The 15373-nt window shown below is 36.9% G+C and carries 17 protein-coding genes; 8 read left to right on the top strand and 9 right to left on the bottom strand.

The window, feature by feature from the left end; all coding sequences use genetic code 11:
- The first annotated feature begins 62 nt into the window (after positions 1-62).
- The 3 genes from D1094_RS05480 (at position 63) to D1094_RS05470 (ending at position 2868) form a co-directional block, all read left to right on the top strand.
- Complete coding sequence (locus tag D1094_RS05480) at positions 63-884, top strand: ABC transporter ATP-binding protein (protein ID WP_118959071.1); 822 nt, start codon at positions 63-65, stop codon at positions 882-884.
- Between the two features lie 155 nt (positions 885-1039).
- Complete coding sequence (locus D1094_RS05475) at positions 1040-2290, top strand: phenylacetate--CoA ligase family protein (protein WP_118959070.1); 1251 nt, start codon at positions 1040-1042, stop codon at positions 2288-2290.
- Positions 2291-2301: 11 nt separating this feature from the next.
- Positions 2302-2868 carry a PaaI family thioesterase gene (locus D1094_RS05470; RefSeq protein ID WP_118959069.1) on the top strand — a complete coding sequence of 189 codons (567 nt, stop codon included), beginning with the start codon at positions 2302-2304 and terminating at the stop codon, positions 2866-2868.
- 33 nt (positions 2869-2901) lie between these two features.
- On the opposite strand, the gene D1094_RS05465 is transcribed toward D1094_RS05470, so the two are convergent.
- The 3 genes from D1094_RS05465 to purM all read right to left on the bottom strand — a co-directional run bounded on the left by D1094_RS05465 (position 2902) and on the right by purM (position 5555).
- Positions 2902-3648: a DUF3108 domain-containing protein gene (locus D1094_RS05465; RefSeq protein WP_118959068.1), complete on the bottom strand. Its 747-nt coding sequence runs from the start codon at positions 3646-3648 to the stop codon at positions 2902-2904.
- Positions 3649-3766: 118 nt separating this feature from the next.
- Positions 3767-4432: a phosphoribosylglycinamide formyltransferase gene (gene purN / locus D1094_RS05460; protein ID WP_118959067.1), complete on the bottom strand. Its 666-nt coding sequence runs from the start codon at positions 4430-4432 to the stop codon at positions 3767-3769.
- 82 nt (positions 4433-4514) lie between these two features.
- Positions 4515-5555, bottom strand: a complete 1041-nt coding sequence (purM, locus tag D1094_RS05455; RefSeq protein ID WP_118959066.1) for a phosphoribosylformylglycinamidine cyclo-ligase — start codon at positions 5553-5555, stop codon at positions 4515-4517.
- A gap of 184 nt (positions 5556-5739) precedes the next feature.
- Between purM and D1094_RS05450 the strand changes: the two genes are divergently transcribed.
- Positions 5740-6915, top strand: a complete 1176-nt coding sequence (locus tag D1094_RS05450; protein ID WP_118959065.1) for a DUF2066 domain-containing protein — start codon at positions 5740-5742, stop codon at positions 6913-6915.
- The gene (gene hda / locus D1094_RS05445) at positions 6915-7667 is read left to right on the top strand and encodes a DnaA regulatory inactivator Hda (protein ID WP_118959064.1); all 753 of its coding nucleotides are present in this window, start codon (positions 6915-6917) and stop codon (positions 7665-7667) included. Before D1094_RS05450 ends, hda begins: the two co-directional genes overlap by 1 nt.
- Positions 7668-7847: 180 nt before the next feature.
- Here hda and D1094_RS05440 read toward each other — a convergent pair whose 3' ends face one another.
- The 5 genes from D1094_RS05440 to D1094_RS05420 all read right to left on the bottom strand — a co-directional run bounded on the left by D1094_RS05440 (position 7848) and on the right by D1094_RS05420 (position 12877).
- Positions 7848-9776 (bottom strand): hypothetical protein, encoded by a 1929-nt coding sequence (locus D1094_RS05440; protein WP_118959063.1) that lies wholly within the window; start codon positions 9774-9776, stop codon positions 7848-7850.
- A 91-nt stretch (positions 9777-9867) separates the two neighbouring features.
- On the bottom strand, positions 9868-10269 hold the full coding sequence (locus D1094_RS05435) for a DUF2069 domain-containing protein (protein WP_118959062.1): 402 nt from the start codon (positions 10267-10269) through the stop codon (positions 9868-9870).
- A gap of 15 nt (positions 10270-10284) precedes the next feature.
- Positions 10285-10638, bottom strand: coding sequence for an arsenate reductase (glutaredoxin) (gene arsC / locus D1094_RS05430; RefSeq protein WP_118959061.1), 354 nt, complete (start codon positions 10636-10638; stop codon positions 10285-10287).
- A gap of 87 nt (positions 10639-10725) precedes the next feature.
- Complete coding sequence (locus tag D1094_RS05425; RefSeq protein ID WP_118959060.1) at positions 10726-12195, bottom strand: M48 family metalloprotease; 1470 nt, start codon at positions 12193-12195, stop codon at positions 10726-10728.
- A 70-nt stretch (positions 12196-12265) separates the two neighbouring features.
- Positions 12266-12877, bottom strand: a complete 612-nt coding sequence (locus D1094_RS05420; protein ID WP_118959059.1) for a hypothetical protein — start codon at positions 12875-12877, stop codon at positions 12266-12268.
- A 48-nt stretch (positions 12878-12925) separates the two neighbouring features.
- On the opposite strand from D1094_RS05420, the gene D1094_RS05415 reads away from it, so the two are divergent.
- From D1094_RS05415 to D1094_RS05405, 3 genes are read left to right on the top strand one after another with little or no spacing between them, the layout of a single operon-like run.
- On the top strand, positions 12926-13222 hold the full coding sequence (locus tag D1094_RS05415) for a sulfurtransferase TusA family protein (protein WP_259337826.1): 297 nt from the start codon (positions 12926-12928) through the stop codon (positions 13220-13222).
- A 6-nt stretch (positions 13223-13228) separates the two neighbouring features.
- On the top strand, positions 13229-14311 hold the full coding sequence (locus D1094_RS05410; protein ID WP_118959058.1) for an AI-2E family transporter: 1083 nt from the start codon (positions 13229-13231) through the stop codon (positions 14309-14311).
- Between the two features lie 57 nt (positions 14312-14368).
- Positions 14369-14827 carry a methylglyoxal synthase gene (locus D1094_RS05405; protein ID WP_118959126.1) on the top strand — a complete coding sequence of 153 codons (459 nt, stop codon included), beginning with the start codon at positions 14369-14371 and terminating at the stop codon, positions 14825-14827.
- 55 nt (positions 14828-14882) lie between these two features.
- On the opposite strand, the gene bcp is transcribed toward D1094_RS05405, so the two are convergent.
- The gene (bcp, locus tag D1094_RS05400) at positions 14883-15362 is read right to left on the bottom strand and encodes a thioredoxin-dependent thiol peroxidase (RefSeq protein WP_118959057.1); all 480 of its coding nucleotides are present in this window, start codon (positions 15360-15362) and stop codon (positions 14883-14885) included.
- Between the last annotated feature and the right edge of the window lie 11 nt (positions 15363-15373).

Genomic DNA, 15373 nt, shown 5'->3' with positions numbered 1-15373 from the left:
CCTAGTTATAACTAGGCTCTACTTCTTGAACGTTTGAAATGAAAAAGTTTTACGGAGTTAATATGTCTCAAGCCGCAGTTAAAATTCAACAAGCATCACCTTTGCTATCAGTAAATAATATCGAAGTCGTTTATGACGAAGTTATACAAGTATTACGAGGGGTTTCACTTGACGTGCCTGAGGGTGAAGTCGTGACATTATTGGGGCCTAATGGGGCTGGTAAATCAACAACGCTAAAAGCCATTTCTGGCTTATTAAAAACAGAAGATGGTGAAGTCACCCGAGGTGATATTACCTTTATGGGTGAGCGAATAGATAAGAAGAATGCAGAAGATGTAGTGCGAAGTGGTATTTTCCAAGTGATGGAAGGTCGCAGGATTATTGAAGACATGACCTCGATTGAAAACTTAAAGTTAGGTGCCTATACACGTAATGATACGCAAATAAGCCAAGATATTGAAATGGTTTTTCATTATTTTCCTCGCTTAAAAGAGCGTACGGGTTTAGCAGGATACTTATCTGGAGGAGAGCAGCAAATGCTTGCCATTGGTAGAGCGTTGATGGCTAGACCGAAAATGATTTGCCTAGATGAGCCGTCAATGGGGTTGTCACCGTTATTAGTGAAAGAAGTTTTTGGAATTATTGAAAAGATAAATAAAGATCAAGGTATCACTATGTTGTTGGTTGAGCAAAATGCCAATTATGCGCTTAAAGCAGCTGACTATGGTTATATTATGGAGTCAGGGAAAATTGTGCTTGATGGTACTCGAGAACAACTACTAAGTAATGAAGATGTTAAAGAGTTTTACTTGGGTGGCGGCAATGAAGAGCGCAAAAGTTTTAAAAATTTAAAATCATATAAACGCCGTAAGCGTTGGTTATAAACATTAACATAAGTATGTTAACCACAAGTTTTTATATGTCTTAGGGCGTGTTTATTATTGCTAAAATTATCAATAAAGGTCAACACACCCCAGTGCGTAAATAATCCTAAACAATGTTCAAATAAACTGAAATAATCGTAAAGTGAAGAATGTCTATGAATTCGTATTTCCACGAAAATGAACAAATGAACCCTGTTGAAAGAGAGCATAGGTTATTAAGCCGTTTACCTGCATTTATTCAATATGTTAAACAAGAAAGCCCATATTATGCCAAGTTATTAGCAGATGTTATCGCATCAGACATTAGTACTCGGGCATTGTTGGCACAGTTACCAATAACGCGAAAATCTGATTTAAAAGCGTTACAAAAGTGTGATGCTATCTTTGCAGGTATTGTTTCTGAAAAGGCCACCATTGCACGAGTATTCCAATCTCCTGGGCCAATTAATGAGCCGGAAAATTGTATGGATGATTGGTGGCGTATGGGACAAGCCTTCTATGCTGCAGGCTTTAGGAAAAATGATCTTGTCCAAAATTGTTTGTCTTATCATTTAACACCGGGTGGTTTTATATTAGATTCGGGAGCAAGGGCTTGTGGATGCACAGTGATACCTGCAGGGCCAGGGCAAACAGAACAGCAGCTTGAGGTGATTGAGAGCCTTAAACCTTCAGGGTATTGCGGTACTCCTTCTTTTTTAAATATTTTATTGGAAAAAGCAACAGTTAACGAAAAAGATGTATCAAGTATTACTAAAGCATTAGTAACTGGGGAAGCATTACCCGAGTCGTTAAGAGCTTCATTTAAGTCAAAGGGAATTGATGTACTGCAAGCGTATGCTAGTGCAGATATTGGGTTAATTGGTTATGAAAGTATTGCAGGTGAAGGTTTCATTATCGCAGAAGAGCTCATTATAGAAATAGTCAGACCGGGAACTTTAGAGCCTGTTGAACATGGCGAAGTAGGTGAAGTCGTGGTGACCAGTTTTAATGCAGATTACCCGCTAATACGTTTTGCAACGGGAGACTTATCATCAATTGCTGAAGGTAAAAGTCGTTGTGGTAGAACAAATAAGCGATTAAAAGGCTGGTTAGGAAGAGCAGATCAAACAACAAAAGTGAAGGGCATGTTTGTTCATCCTGAGCAAATTGAAAAAATACGAAAAGCGTTTCCTCAAATTAATAAAATGCGATTAACTGTCGATCATATGGAGCATAATGACATGATGACGTTAGCATGTGAGCTGGATTCATTTGCTAAATTAGCAATAGAAACTAAAGCATTTAGTGAGCAAGTTGCATTAGCGCTACAAAAAGCCACGAACTTATCAGGGCAAGTCTCATTAGTGCCGCTGGGCTCGCTGCCTAATGATGGTAAAGTGATTGATGATGTTAGGGTACTCAGATAAGGAGAAGGAGAATGTCGATTAAATCTTTTCAAGATTATTACCCTGATGAATTAAGTCATTGTTATGGTTGCGGGACAAGTAATGATCAAGGTCATCAGCTTAAAAGCTTCTGGTTAAATGAATTTTTAGAGACATCAGAGCATGAAACTAAAGACGCTATTTACGCATTGCTAAATAATAAACAAACTCATAATAATAGTCTTGAACAAACTATTTCGGTATTTGAACCATCAGCAAAGCACACTGCTATTCCTGGATTTGTTTATGGTGGTTTATTAGCGTCGTTAATTGATTGTCATGGCACGGGCAGTGCCTCGGCAATGTCCTATCGGTATGCTAATAGGGAGATAGGATCAAAACCGGTGATGCGATTTGTGACTGCAGGATTAAATATCCGCTATTTAGCACCAACACCTCAAGGTGTGCCACTGATATTAATGGGTAATTATGTTGAAGTAAAAGAGCGTAAAATAGTTGTCGATATATTAGTTTATGCTAACAATACATTGTGCGTTAGTGGGCAAGTTGTTGCTGTTTTAATGCCAGATACCATGATGAATACCACAAAAGCAGAGTAATATTTTTACACGCTATTAAAACGAACAGTTTGGTTATTTATCAATAGATGATAATTGAGCTTCAAATTGTTCAGCACCCGCTTTTACTTGGTATAACTTAACTAAAAGGTAGTTCAACTCAGGCGCAAACCAAGCATAAGTAACGCGTTTTTTGGCTGTTACCTCACGCTTTAATCGTATGGTTTTAACTAAGCCATACGGAAGCATGAGTTCTTCTTCGCCGTCATATTGATAGACATAATCTTTAATTGAACCTGACGTACTAATAACAGGGTAACTAAAACGTTTTTGTTTAGGGTTTTCAATTAGGCTTAATCGATGTTGTAAATGGTAGCTTAGTTTATCTTGTAAACCTTCAGCGATATTAAGCGTTATCTGGCGATCTTTTTTAATGTCTTGGGCTTTTTTATTTGCAATGTCATAACGCCACTCATAATTTTTATCTCTACCAGTGCCTTCTCTAGAGTAGACATAGTGCTGAGGAATCACTTGATTATTTTGTACAATAATTTTAGAGGTTTCAGAGCGTTTATCAGAAAAAATTAGCCATTTAAGATCTGTATGATAATGGTAAGTTGCTTTTCCTTGTTCTTGATAACTAAGCTCTCGAACAGCCTTACCAACAGGATCACCTTTATGAAGTAAGGTGTAATGTGCTTTGAATGCAGGAACTATTTTACGTGACTCTTCATTCACTTCTTGCGTAGCAAGGGCATTTGTAGATAAAAACAGAGGTGAGCAAAGTAATAAAAAGGTTGAACGAGAAAAATAAGCTAGCATCAAGTTTCCTGTTTAATAAAAAAAGCAATTAGTCACTTTTCAATGAATCATAAGTTGATATTTACTATGAATATCATATATCACCGATACTAATGCTTTTTCTTATTAAAAGCTATATTTAGTCGTTGGCATAGCCAGAAGGGGCGAGAACATTACCATCGAGTATAGCGGTTTCTTTTTGCTGACCGTCTTCAATGTGTTGTTGCATTGATAAACGATTTTGCGCAAACCATTTTACAACTAAGGGGTAAATCCTATGTTCTTGCTCATGAACGCGTGCGGCTAGATCATCACTGCTATCACCGTCAAATACTGGCACTTTAGCTTGTAATATAACTGGGCCACCATCTAGTTCTTCTGTTACAAAGTGCACACTAACACCATGTTCTTTATCACCAGCATCAATTGCGCGTTGATGTGTATTTAAACCTTGATACTTAGGTAATAAAGAAGGGTGTATATTAAGTAACTTCCCTTGATAATGTTGAACAAAATCTGCGGTTAGAATGCGCATAAAGCCAGCGAGTACAATTACATCAGGTTTGAAGTTGTCGATTTTCGCCATTAAAGCAACATCGTACTCTTCACGAGAATCGAAGTCTTTATGAGAAAGAGCCAGTGTTTCAATACCTGCATTCTCTGCACGCGTTAAACCATAAGCATCGGCTTTATTTGAGATAACGCCCACAACTTTACCTGGGTAATCATTGTCTTGAGAGGCATCGATAATAGCTTGTAAATTTGAACCACTACCAGAGATTAATACTACAATTCTACTAGACATTTTTTTTCCTAACGTAACTTATGAAAAAGGGCTACAAAATAGCCCTTTATAAAAACAAGTTTTTCATTAACTTAAGTAATACTTAAGCAAAAACAACTTGCTCTGCACCTTCAGCTTTATTAGCGATAGCACCTATGTGCCATGCTTTTTCACCGTGTGCTGTTAAAACTTCAATACTTTGTTCTACTTTATCAGCAGGTACTGCGATGATCATACCAACACCACAGTTAAAGGTACGGTACATTTCATGACTAGTAATATTACCTTTCTCTTGTAACCAATTGAAGATTACCGGCCACTCCCAGCTATCACCATTAATTACTGCTTGTGCTGATTCAGGTAATACACGTGGGATGTTTTCCCAGAAACCACCACCAGTAATGTGTGATAGTGCGTGTACATCGATATCTTTTAGCAGTGCTAGTACCGATTTAACATAAATTTTAGTCGGCTCTAATAAATGTTCGCTAATGGCTTTGCCGTCAAGAAGTTCGCTAGTATCAGTATTATTTACTTCTAATACTTTACGGATTAATGAAAAACCATTTGAGTGAGGACCAGAAGCTCCTAATGCGATAAGTTGGTCACCTTCAGCAACTGAAGTACCATCTAATAGACGTGATTTTTCAGCAACACCAACACAAAAACCAGCGATGTCATAATCACCTTGGTGATACATACCTGGCATTTCAGCTGTTTCGCCACCCACTAAAGCACAGCCCGATTGTACACAACCTTCAGCAATGCCTTCAACGACTGAAGATGCGATATCAACGTCAAGTTTAGCCGTTGCGTAGTAATCTAAAAAGAATAATGGCTCAGCACCTTGTACGATAAGATCGTTCACACACATAGCAACTAAATCAATACCTACAGTGTCGTGTTTTGCTAAATCAATAGCTAAACGAAGTTTAGTACCAACACCATCTGTACCCGCTACAAGTACAGGTTCTTTATAGCCTGTTGGCAATTGGCATACAGAGCCAAAACCACCTAAACCGCCCATAACTTCAGGGCGTGTTGTGCGCTTTACAGCACCTTTAATGTTCTCAACAAGGGCATTACCAGCATCAATATCAACACCAGCATCTTTATAGCTTAACGACTGTTTTTGTTCGCTCACGGGAAACCTCAGAAATTACCGACAGTATGTAAAGGGGCGTATTCTATCAGCGCGCCCACTCATACTCAAGGAAGAGAGTACGCAATATTACGATTGTTTTTATGTGAAGGATTCATTGGGATAATGTTTGATTATTATGATAATATCTTTTTTATTATGATTGCTCGGTAATTTATTTTATTTTATGCTCAAATACTTGTTTTCTATTTCTATTCTTGTCACGCTGCTATTGCCTTTCAACGCTTTTTCACTGGAAGTAAATGATTTATATCAGGCTCGAGTGAGTGTAGATTCACAAGCATCTCATCATCGTAAAAACGCGATTAAAAATGCTTTACGTGCAGTAATGGTAAAAGTTGGTGGGGAAAATACTGTTTTAGAGGATAAAATACTAAAAACAGCGATTAAGAACTCAAATAACTATATTACAAAATACCGTTACACACGTAAAAACGATCAGCTTTATTTAGTTGCTAGTTTTAATGAAGATAAAATCAATCAATTATTTCAACAAGCAAATTTAGCCATATGGGGTAGCCTTAGACCCCAAGTGTTACTTTGGTTCATTGATGAACGAGGCTTGACACGCACTATTATGTCAAATTCCACCTCATCAAATTTACCCAGTTTAGTCAATGCCTTTTCAGCTCAGCGCGGTTTGCCAATGCTATTGCCATTGATGGACTTAACTGATGCAACCCAAGTGAATATTAGTGACTTATGGGGGCGATTTGAACAACCAATCTATCAAGCATCAGAAAGATATTTCGCAGAAGCTATTGTGGTGATGAGACTTTCTGACTCTAGTTTACTAACGGTTGATGAGTTAGCTGAGCCGAATGTTCAGCAAGATAACAAAGAAGCTATGCAAGATGCATTACAAGCTACCAAACAAGAGACAATCGATAACTGTGGTTTGCTATGTGTTGATGAAGCAAAAAAATCGCATTTTGCACTTGATTGGGTCTTATTTAGTCAAAACCAACGCTTTACACAAGTGTACGAAGGAACCAACAAAGAAGCGTTAACAAAGCAAGCGCTATCAGACATTACCGAGCTTATTTACCAAAATTATGCATTATCGACCACCGGTGATAACGATTATCTTATCGAAGTGGCTAATGTTGATTCTTTAAAAGCTTATACTGAGTTATTTGAATTCTTATCTAATTTATCTGCGGTAAAGTCTGTAACGTTGATAAATGCTAAAGGTGCGACGCGACAGTTTAAGTTGAAACTGCTTGGCTCTGAATCTGCTTTATTAGCTTCATTAAAATTGAATAAACAACTTAAACAATATATTGATCCGTTAGCCGTTGTTGATCCTTTGGCCATTCCTGTGTTTCATTGGGAGCCATAATGACGCAACTTTCACAACTTGCGCTATCTGTACAGCTACCTGACGATGAAACATTTGACAGTTTTATTGGGCAGCCAAATCATAGTGTTTTAGTACAACTTACTAGCTTCATTCGCCAAAATAAAGTTGAAACTGAGCAGCATGAGAATCACTCTTTAGCACTTTTTAATCAACTACCTCATAGTTTTTATTTATTCGGCTTGCCGGGGGTTGGTAAATCACACTTGCTGCATGCATGTAATAATTTAGCGGCTCAATTGAAAAAAACATCGGTATGTCTTTCTTGCTCTGAACTAAAACAGTTACCTGTTGAAGTACTGGATGGTTTGGAGCAAATAGATTTTATTTGTTTAGATGATATTGAATTAATTGCTGGCGATGTTAAATGGCAACAAGCCATTTTTGATTTGTATAATCGAGCCATTGAAAATGAAAGTTGCCTAATTATTACGGGTAGTGAAGCAATTAATAAGTTAGGTATTACCTTACCTGATTTAGTTTCACGCATAGGTTGGGGTTATATTGAACAAGTTAAACCATTAGAAGATGATGATAAAACCTTAGCGATACAACATAGAGCACGGCAACGAGGTTTAATGATTTCTGACGAAGCAACACGCTTTTTATTGAATAGATCAAGTCGCGATATGACAAGCTTAATTCAAACGTTAGATATACTCGATAAAGCTTCAATTAGGGAGCAACGCAAAGTGACAATTCCTTTTATCAAAGAAATATTAGATATTAGTTAACCTCATATCGGGGTAATAAATAGCTCCCTAGCTGCTATTTTTCCTTATTGTTGTGTTAAATTGATAAACAATCGCATAACTATGTCGGCATAAATTAAAGCATAACTATGTCGGCACAAATTAAAGCATAAAGCTAAAAGGCAATCTTGAAAGATTGCCTTTTAAGTATTTACTTAGAGATCAGTGTTTAGGTAAATCTTTGTGATAATAGCGCCGTGTATCCTCAATAGGGTTAATACTGTCAATAGGTAGGTTTAATTGCTTATTCTGAGCACTGCTTGTTTGAATAAGCATATTTACGAAGTTAGTATTTTGTGAACTAATGGTTAGGTTTTCTAACCAATTATCCCCAACGATCATTGGTATTGGCGCTGAAGCATTCTCTAACGCGGTATTACTATCAAATTCTGGTAATACACGAGAAGCACTAAAGTATACTCGTTGCTTAAGTTTTGGCTCTGCAAACCTGCCTCGTTGACCCCATTCAACGATGTAGTCAGCGCCACTAATGTCTGAGCCTGTTGGCTGGTTAGTAATAGCAACATCCCTTTTTACCTCATAACGAGAATACATCATCAATTCTTCAAACAACATTGCGTAATCTTCACGAAGACTTGAATAGGCATAAAAATCTGTTGCTGAATCGGGTTCAAAGAAAGACTCTATGTCAGTAGGTAAATAAGCTTTTTGATTTGCACTTGCCGTTTCACCTTTAAATCTTACCTGCGCGAGATTTCGCATTTCTTGGCTATTTAATGGATGGGTTATTGATAGCTTATCGGATTCAAAATTACTGTTTGTTGCTGCATCAAGTACACGGCTGCCATTACTATGAATGAACCATTCATTACTGGGGAAAAAGTCATTTGCGTGTGCTAACTCATGATACATTAATGAGGTTAATCGGTATAAGCCATCTTGCTCTGTACGAGTAACTCTATTATTTTTACTGAAATAGCGACTAGCATAATCATTATCTTTTACGTAGCGCCATGGCATTTCAAATTGCAAGTCTTTACCAAAACCAGCACGATAATCAGGCGCTTCGTTAATTGTGTCTCTTTCTTGTGGTGATAACCAAAAATTCTCAGGGTCAAGGTAAATTGCGCCAGTTGCTGCCCAATAGAATGAAGGTCTGACATCATACGAGATAACAATTGCCGTTGTGGCTCTTAATAAATGTTTAAAATCATTGTGGTTATCATAGTGGGTGATGAAATTTTTAAAACGATCGCCCATCCATTGGTGTGAAACTACCACTCTGTTCATGATATCTTCAATGCTTGGCGTTTGCGAACCACCGAGTGTTTCTTGAGCGATTAAAGGCAATGTTGCTAAAGTGCATGAACTAGTAAGTTTATTTGAATAGACACAATCGACTATATCATTGGCATAAGGGCTGTTTTCTCTGTAAGGGAATACGTGCGCTACACGTGTATCAAAATATGAACTCTCTGTTATTGCATATGCAGGCTCAACTAAAACGGCAACTTTATCAATAAAATCACCCTCAGCATTTGACGCGCTTGCTTCAAAGGTTATTAATGTGTCTTGGTTTACAACAGGGGCATCAAAAAAAATCGCATAATTACCAGTATTATCATCGTAATTAACACTTACCGTTGGTCCCGATGTTTGTTGCCAAGAAATTGTATTCTGATTGATGTTATCGTTTGTCGTTACCCGAAATGAAACTTTATTTTCCATTGCTACAGAATGTGCAAGGCGAGCGGTAATATTTGAACTGTCTTCAAGTACCGTTATAGATTTCTCAATAGTTTGGCTTATACCATTAACTAAAAAGCTAACACTAAACTGATAATCACCTGCTTCTTTGGGAGTGAAACTAATGACTTTACTCGTTTTGGCTAGCAGATTGATTGGGCTTCCTGCTGTTTGTTGCCAATTAATATTGGTTATTTCATGATTTGGATAAAACAGGAATAATTCAGCACTTTGATTGACTCTAAAAGTCTCTTCAATCTGTAAAACTGTGTTTTTGTCTACCGATTGAACAGGAGGGGTAGTATTGTCGGGGTCAGAGCTGTCACCACAACCGATAAGTGATAATGCCATAATCGTCGATAAAAGCGGATATTTATAGCGCATAAGAAATCCTTGGTTATAGTTTCTCGATTACTTTGTATTGACATATAATCCTTAATATCAATACAAAGTTTTCTCTATTCAGTGATTCGATTTATTCTTTCGCATCTGTCTTCTTGGTTCTAATACTCAAACCAAGCTCTTGTCCTCTATATTTAGCATAATATGTTGCTCCCAAAAACATAGTGGTAGCAAAAACTAGTTCTATACTTGCCCATATACGGTCTTCAGGGATCACCCAGAACGTGGTCAAACCATGTAGAAAGTAGATTAATACAATAAAATTAGACCAAGCATAGGTGTAAGGTTTGCCTTGTAGTAAGCCTTTAAGGGGGAATAATAAAGGTAGTGTAAACATGACTAACGTTGTTGCTGTTGATAAGCTTTCACTCGGGCTGAGTACTAATAACCATAAAGGCATATAGAAAAGTAAAGAAAAATAGCCAACGAGCGCTATTTTTTTTAAATTATCTGTTGAAATACGTTGATTGCTCATAAGTAATTATTACAACTAAGCGAAAAACGACAATACGTTTTCTGGTGGGCGGCCAATAATTGCTTTAGAGCCATTGGAGACAATAGGGCGCTCAATGAGTTTTGGTGTGTTAGCCATCGCTTTAATTAAGGTAGCATCGTCTGCACCTTTTAAATTTTGTGCTTTAAATTCATCTTCTTTTGTTCTCATCATCTCAATTGGAGTACATCCTAGTTGTGATAATAAACCCGTAATATCTTTTTCTGACAATGGCGTTTTTAAATACTCGACAATGGTAATTTCTTGTTTGCTTTCCTGAGCCTTAGGCTCGAGTAAAGCAAAGGTTTGACGACTTTTAGAGCATCTAGGGTTGTGGTAAATTGTATACATTGAGATTCCTTTATAAAGTGTTAAGAGTAAAGCTTTTGCTTTAACATGAGTTTGTTTAGAGTTTATAGCATGTGTTATTACCGTTTATTACAAACGTTTTAAACGATTCTCTTGTTCTTGAAATTGTAATATTCTGGCTTTAATTCGCTTTTGAAGTAGCGGCTTAGACTCTAAGAAGCTATAACTGGTTTGTAATTCATCAACAGCCTTTGAATACCCTCCTAAAAGAGCCAACACTTCAGCTTTATGCATGTGCATTAACCCCATTTTACCTTGTTTACGATAAATAGAGGTTAATAAATCGTAGGCGATAAAGTTATTGGGTTGTACTAACAAAAAGTCTTGTAATACCTGTACGGCTTCATCGTATTTATCAGCGGTAAATAAAGCATTACCATAGTTTAAACTTACGACCTGGTTGTTAGGCATTAATAAATTCAACTCAGCTAACATGGTTAATGCAGCATCAAACTCTTTAGCAGACAAATACACATCGGTTAACGCATCAACATAAAATAGGTTATGTTTATCATTTTGTAATAATTGTATCAGTACCTTTTTAGCTGGCTGATACTTTTTTTCTTCAAAATATGAGAGCGCTAAGCCATATAAAGCGGCTTCTTTGAGAATATAAGTTTTCTTGTCTAATTGACGTTGATAAAAATTAATATTTGCTTCGCCATCACCTTGATATCTAGATTTAATTCGTGCTTTAGCTAGTTCAAATTCTAATTTGGGGGCTAAAGGTCGAACAGGGTAGTTATGTGCTCTTTGGCGTGCATCAGCTATACGTGATTCAGGTAAGGGGTGAGTCAGTAACATGGCTGGTGGTTTACTGGCATAGCGATACTTTTCAGACATTTTAGCAAAAAAGCTGGGTGCACCTTGTGGGTCAAAGTTACTACTGGCCAATAAGGCTATGCCAACACGATCCGCTTCTTTCTCATTACCTCGGGTGTAATTAATACTGGCTTGTTGTGAAGCTGCCATACTTGCACTTAACGCTGCCATACCCATTGTAGGGTTAACTAAACTAAGCAAAACACCTGATATCATACCTGCCATCGTTAATGCTTGTGTTTGGCTTTGTGATTCAAGGCGGCGAGCTAAATGGCGTTGAGTAACGTGTGATATTTCATGGGCAATAACTGAGGCAAGTTCACTTTCTGTATCTGCCGTTGTGATTAAACCACTATGAATACCAACATGACCACCAAAAAAAGCGAATGCATTTAATTCATCATTATTGATAATAAAAAACTCGAACGCGTAGTGAACATCTTGTGCATTTTTAACTAATTGATTGCCGAGGTCATTAATATATTCAATCAAGACTGGGTCTTGAATGAGGGGTGAACTAGCGCGCAATTGACGCATCATCGCCTGGCCAATTTGTCGCTCTTTATCTAACGATAAAACACTGAAAGCTGACGTGCCAATTTCGGGTAATTTATTTTTATCATTTTGACCAATGAAGGCATTAGCATCAAAACTTGTTGCAATAGCAATGGATAAAGTAAAAGAACTCGCTTGTAAAAAGGTTTTTAAATTAAACAATAGTGGATCCTGTTGAAACTCAATAAAGATGAAATGATTTATTGGCTGTTCAGTTAATTATTTATGTTTTTCAATTTGTTTCTGGGTTAAGGATATTACCATCTCTTTTAGCAATTTCCTGATAAAATTGTGCAATAGTGTAACCTTTGACTTCTGTTATATTAAAAAATTCGCTTAAATTGTTAATTAATTTCTCAACGGTTAAGTGTGCAAACCTAATGAGAGCGAGATCTGCTTCATCGCCACTTTGATAACTAAAGACAGAAAAAGCAACTAAGCTATTAATACGAAAAAGCATTTGAGTAGTTTCTGGTGTCCAGCTCAAAAAGGGGCAATCAGGATGTTTAATCATTGGCTCATGGATTATTCGTCCATTGACTATCAAGAAGAAATGTAATTCATAGCCCATGTCATTAAATTCATGTCGTAAATACACTTCAGGCTTATGACGAACTGTTAAGTGGCCGCTTTCATCTTTGTATGAATCAAAAACTGAGTGATTCCATGTGCTTGGATTTAATATTCTTTTATAAGCGCTATCAAAACCATGAGATAAAATATTATCGAGATCACCAACAGATGAAGACACTAGGTGATAAATAGCAGGAATATCGCCCCAATTTATTTTTTTCTTGAGTGCGTTTATCTCTTTTAAACTTGATTGAGCAGATAGAGAAGTCATTGAGTTATATTTCCTTACAACATTAATGCTTTAACTCAGGATTCGGTCATGGGTATAATTGTCGCAAAATACCCCTGTAAACTAAAGACCAGTTCGCATTTTATTATGATACATAAATATGATGGTACTCAAGAAAAATGTCCTGTTCCGTTAGTGAATATGCGATTGATTTTAAAAAAAATGGCTGTTGATGATCAGTGTGTTATTCGCATTAATGATCTAGCTTCTGTCAGTGATATCCCAAAGTTTTTGATAAAACAGGGATATTGCTATAGCCAACAGACAATCGCTAATGGCATTATAGAAATTACTATTGAAAATAAGAAGATAGATTCAAGAGATTAACCAATTATGATTAAATTATTTACTGCTTGGTATATGCGTAAGTTTTCAGATCCAAACGCTGTTACCTTAGTTGTAATATTGTTATGTTTATTTTTATTCATTGCAATGTTTAGCAGTTTACTGATGCCTGTATTCGTTGCAGTTGCCATTGCCTTTTTATTAGACTTACCTGTCAACAAGCTTACACGCCTGAACGCTATCGCGAGAACGCCAGCAACAATAGCGGTTGTTACGGCATTTATTGGCTTTGCATTGGTTGGCTTATTTGGACTTATGCCAATAATTTGGAAGCAAAGTAGTAACTTGTTGCAAGAAGTACCGAATATGATTACACAAGGGAAAGGTTTTTTATTAACCTTACCTGAAAAGTATCCAGAGGTCATCCAAGCATCACAAATTGAAACCTTTATTAATTTAGTCAATGACAAATTACTTGAGTGGGGAGAGGTTGCTTTAAAAGCTTCTTTAAATTCTATTTCAGATATCGTTGCGTTAATGGTTTACTTGATTTTAGTACCGTTAATGGTGTTTTTCTTTTTAAAAGACAAACAGGAACTTGTCGAATACTTTACTAGTTTTTTACCAAAAGAACGCAGAATGGCAACACAGGTTGGTCGAGAAATGTATCAACAAATTCTTAATTATATTCGCGGTAAAGTTATTGAGATATTTATTGTTGGTGTTGCATCAACGGTTGCTTTTATTTTCTTAGGATTAAATTATGCGGTACTGCTTGGGGTGTTAGTTGGTTTGTCGGTGTTGGTACCTTATGTAGGAGCCACCGTTGTTACAATACCCGTATGTTTAGTCGCACTTTTCCAATTTGGTTTTACCAGTGAATTTGGCTACGTCATGCTTGCTTATGGCATTATTCAAACAATAGATGGTAATGTGATAGTGCCATTGTTATTTTCTGAGGCGGTAAATTTGCATCCTGTCACTATTATTATCGCCGTGATATTTTTTGGTGGATTATGGGGCTTTTGGGGAGTATTTTTTGCGATACCTTTAGCAACGTTAGTTAAAGCGGTTGTTAGTGCCTGGCCTTCTTCAAATGAAGATGAACATAAGCCCATCGAAGAGGCATAAATATCTCAATGCTTGAGCTTTGATAAACAAAATTAGAGGTGTTACTAGATGAATACAATGGGGTATATCAAGCGCACGCTGCCTAAACAAAAACGTATGGCGTTAGTCGCTCATGATAACATGAAAGCAGATTTATTAGCGTGGGCAACACAGAAATCAGAGCAACTTGCACAGCATCAGCTTTATGCAACAGGTACTACGGGAACGTTATTATCAAAGCATATTAATCAACCAGTGAATTGTTTGTATTCAGGCCCAATGGGGGGAGACCAACAATTAGGGGCATTAATTACGGAAGGTAAAATTGATGTGATGATATTTTTTTGGGATCCACTTGATGCGGTACCTCATGATCCTGATGTTAAGGCGCTTTTAAGACTAGCTGCTGTATGGAATATTCCATGTGCAACCAATAAGTCTAGCGCTAACTTTTTAATGGAGTCGGCGAGTATGAGCCAGGCATGTGAAATTGAAATACCTGATTATCAAAGTTATATGAAAAAACGCACTCAATAAAAAAACGGTCGTATTTTACAATGCGACCGTTATTTATTTTTGATGAGCTGGTATTTTAGACTTTAAGTTCTGCAAGCACATCTAAAACCACTTGGTGGTGGTCTTTGGTTTTGAATTTATTAAAAACATGGGCAATTTTACCATCAGTTCCCACTAAGAAGCTTAAACGATGGATACCATCGTACTCTCTCCCCATAAATTTTTTCAAACCCCAAACACCAAAATCATCGGCGACTTTATGATCTATATCTGATAATAAAGTGAAGTTTAATTCATCGCGTAGGCAAAATTTATCTAAACGTTTTACTTCATCTGGACTAATACCAAATACAGAAACATTTAACGCGTCTAGTTCACTTTTAGCATCACGTAAATTTTGCGCTTGTACGGTGCATCCAGGTGTCATTGCTTTAGGATAAAAGTAAACGAGGGCTTGTTTATTCTCTTTGAGGGTATCGGCAAGCTTAACTAGGTTGCCGTGTTGGTCTGCTAATTCAAAAAGTGGCGCGTTATCGCCAACCGTTAAAGTATTCATTAATATATTAT

The organism is Colwellia sp. RSH04 (assembly GCF_003545765.1).
In the GTDB taxonomy this organism is placed as follows: Bacteria; Pseudomonadota; Gammaproteobacteria; order Enterobacterales; family Alteromonadaceae; genus Colwellia.
The sequence above is the reverse complement of the archived record's forward strand: the minus strand, read 5'-3'. Positions and strand labels throughout refer to the sequence as shown.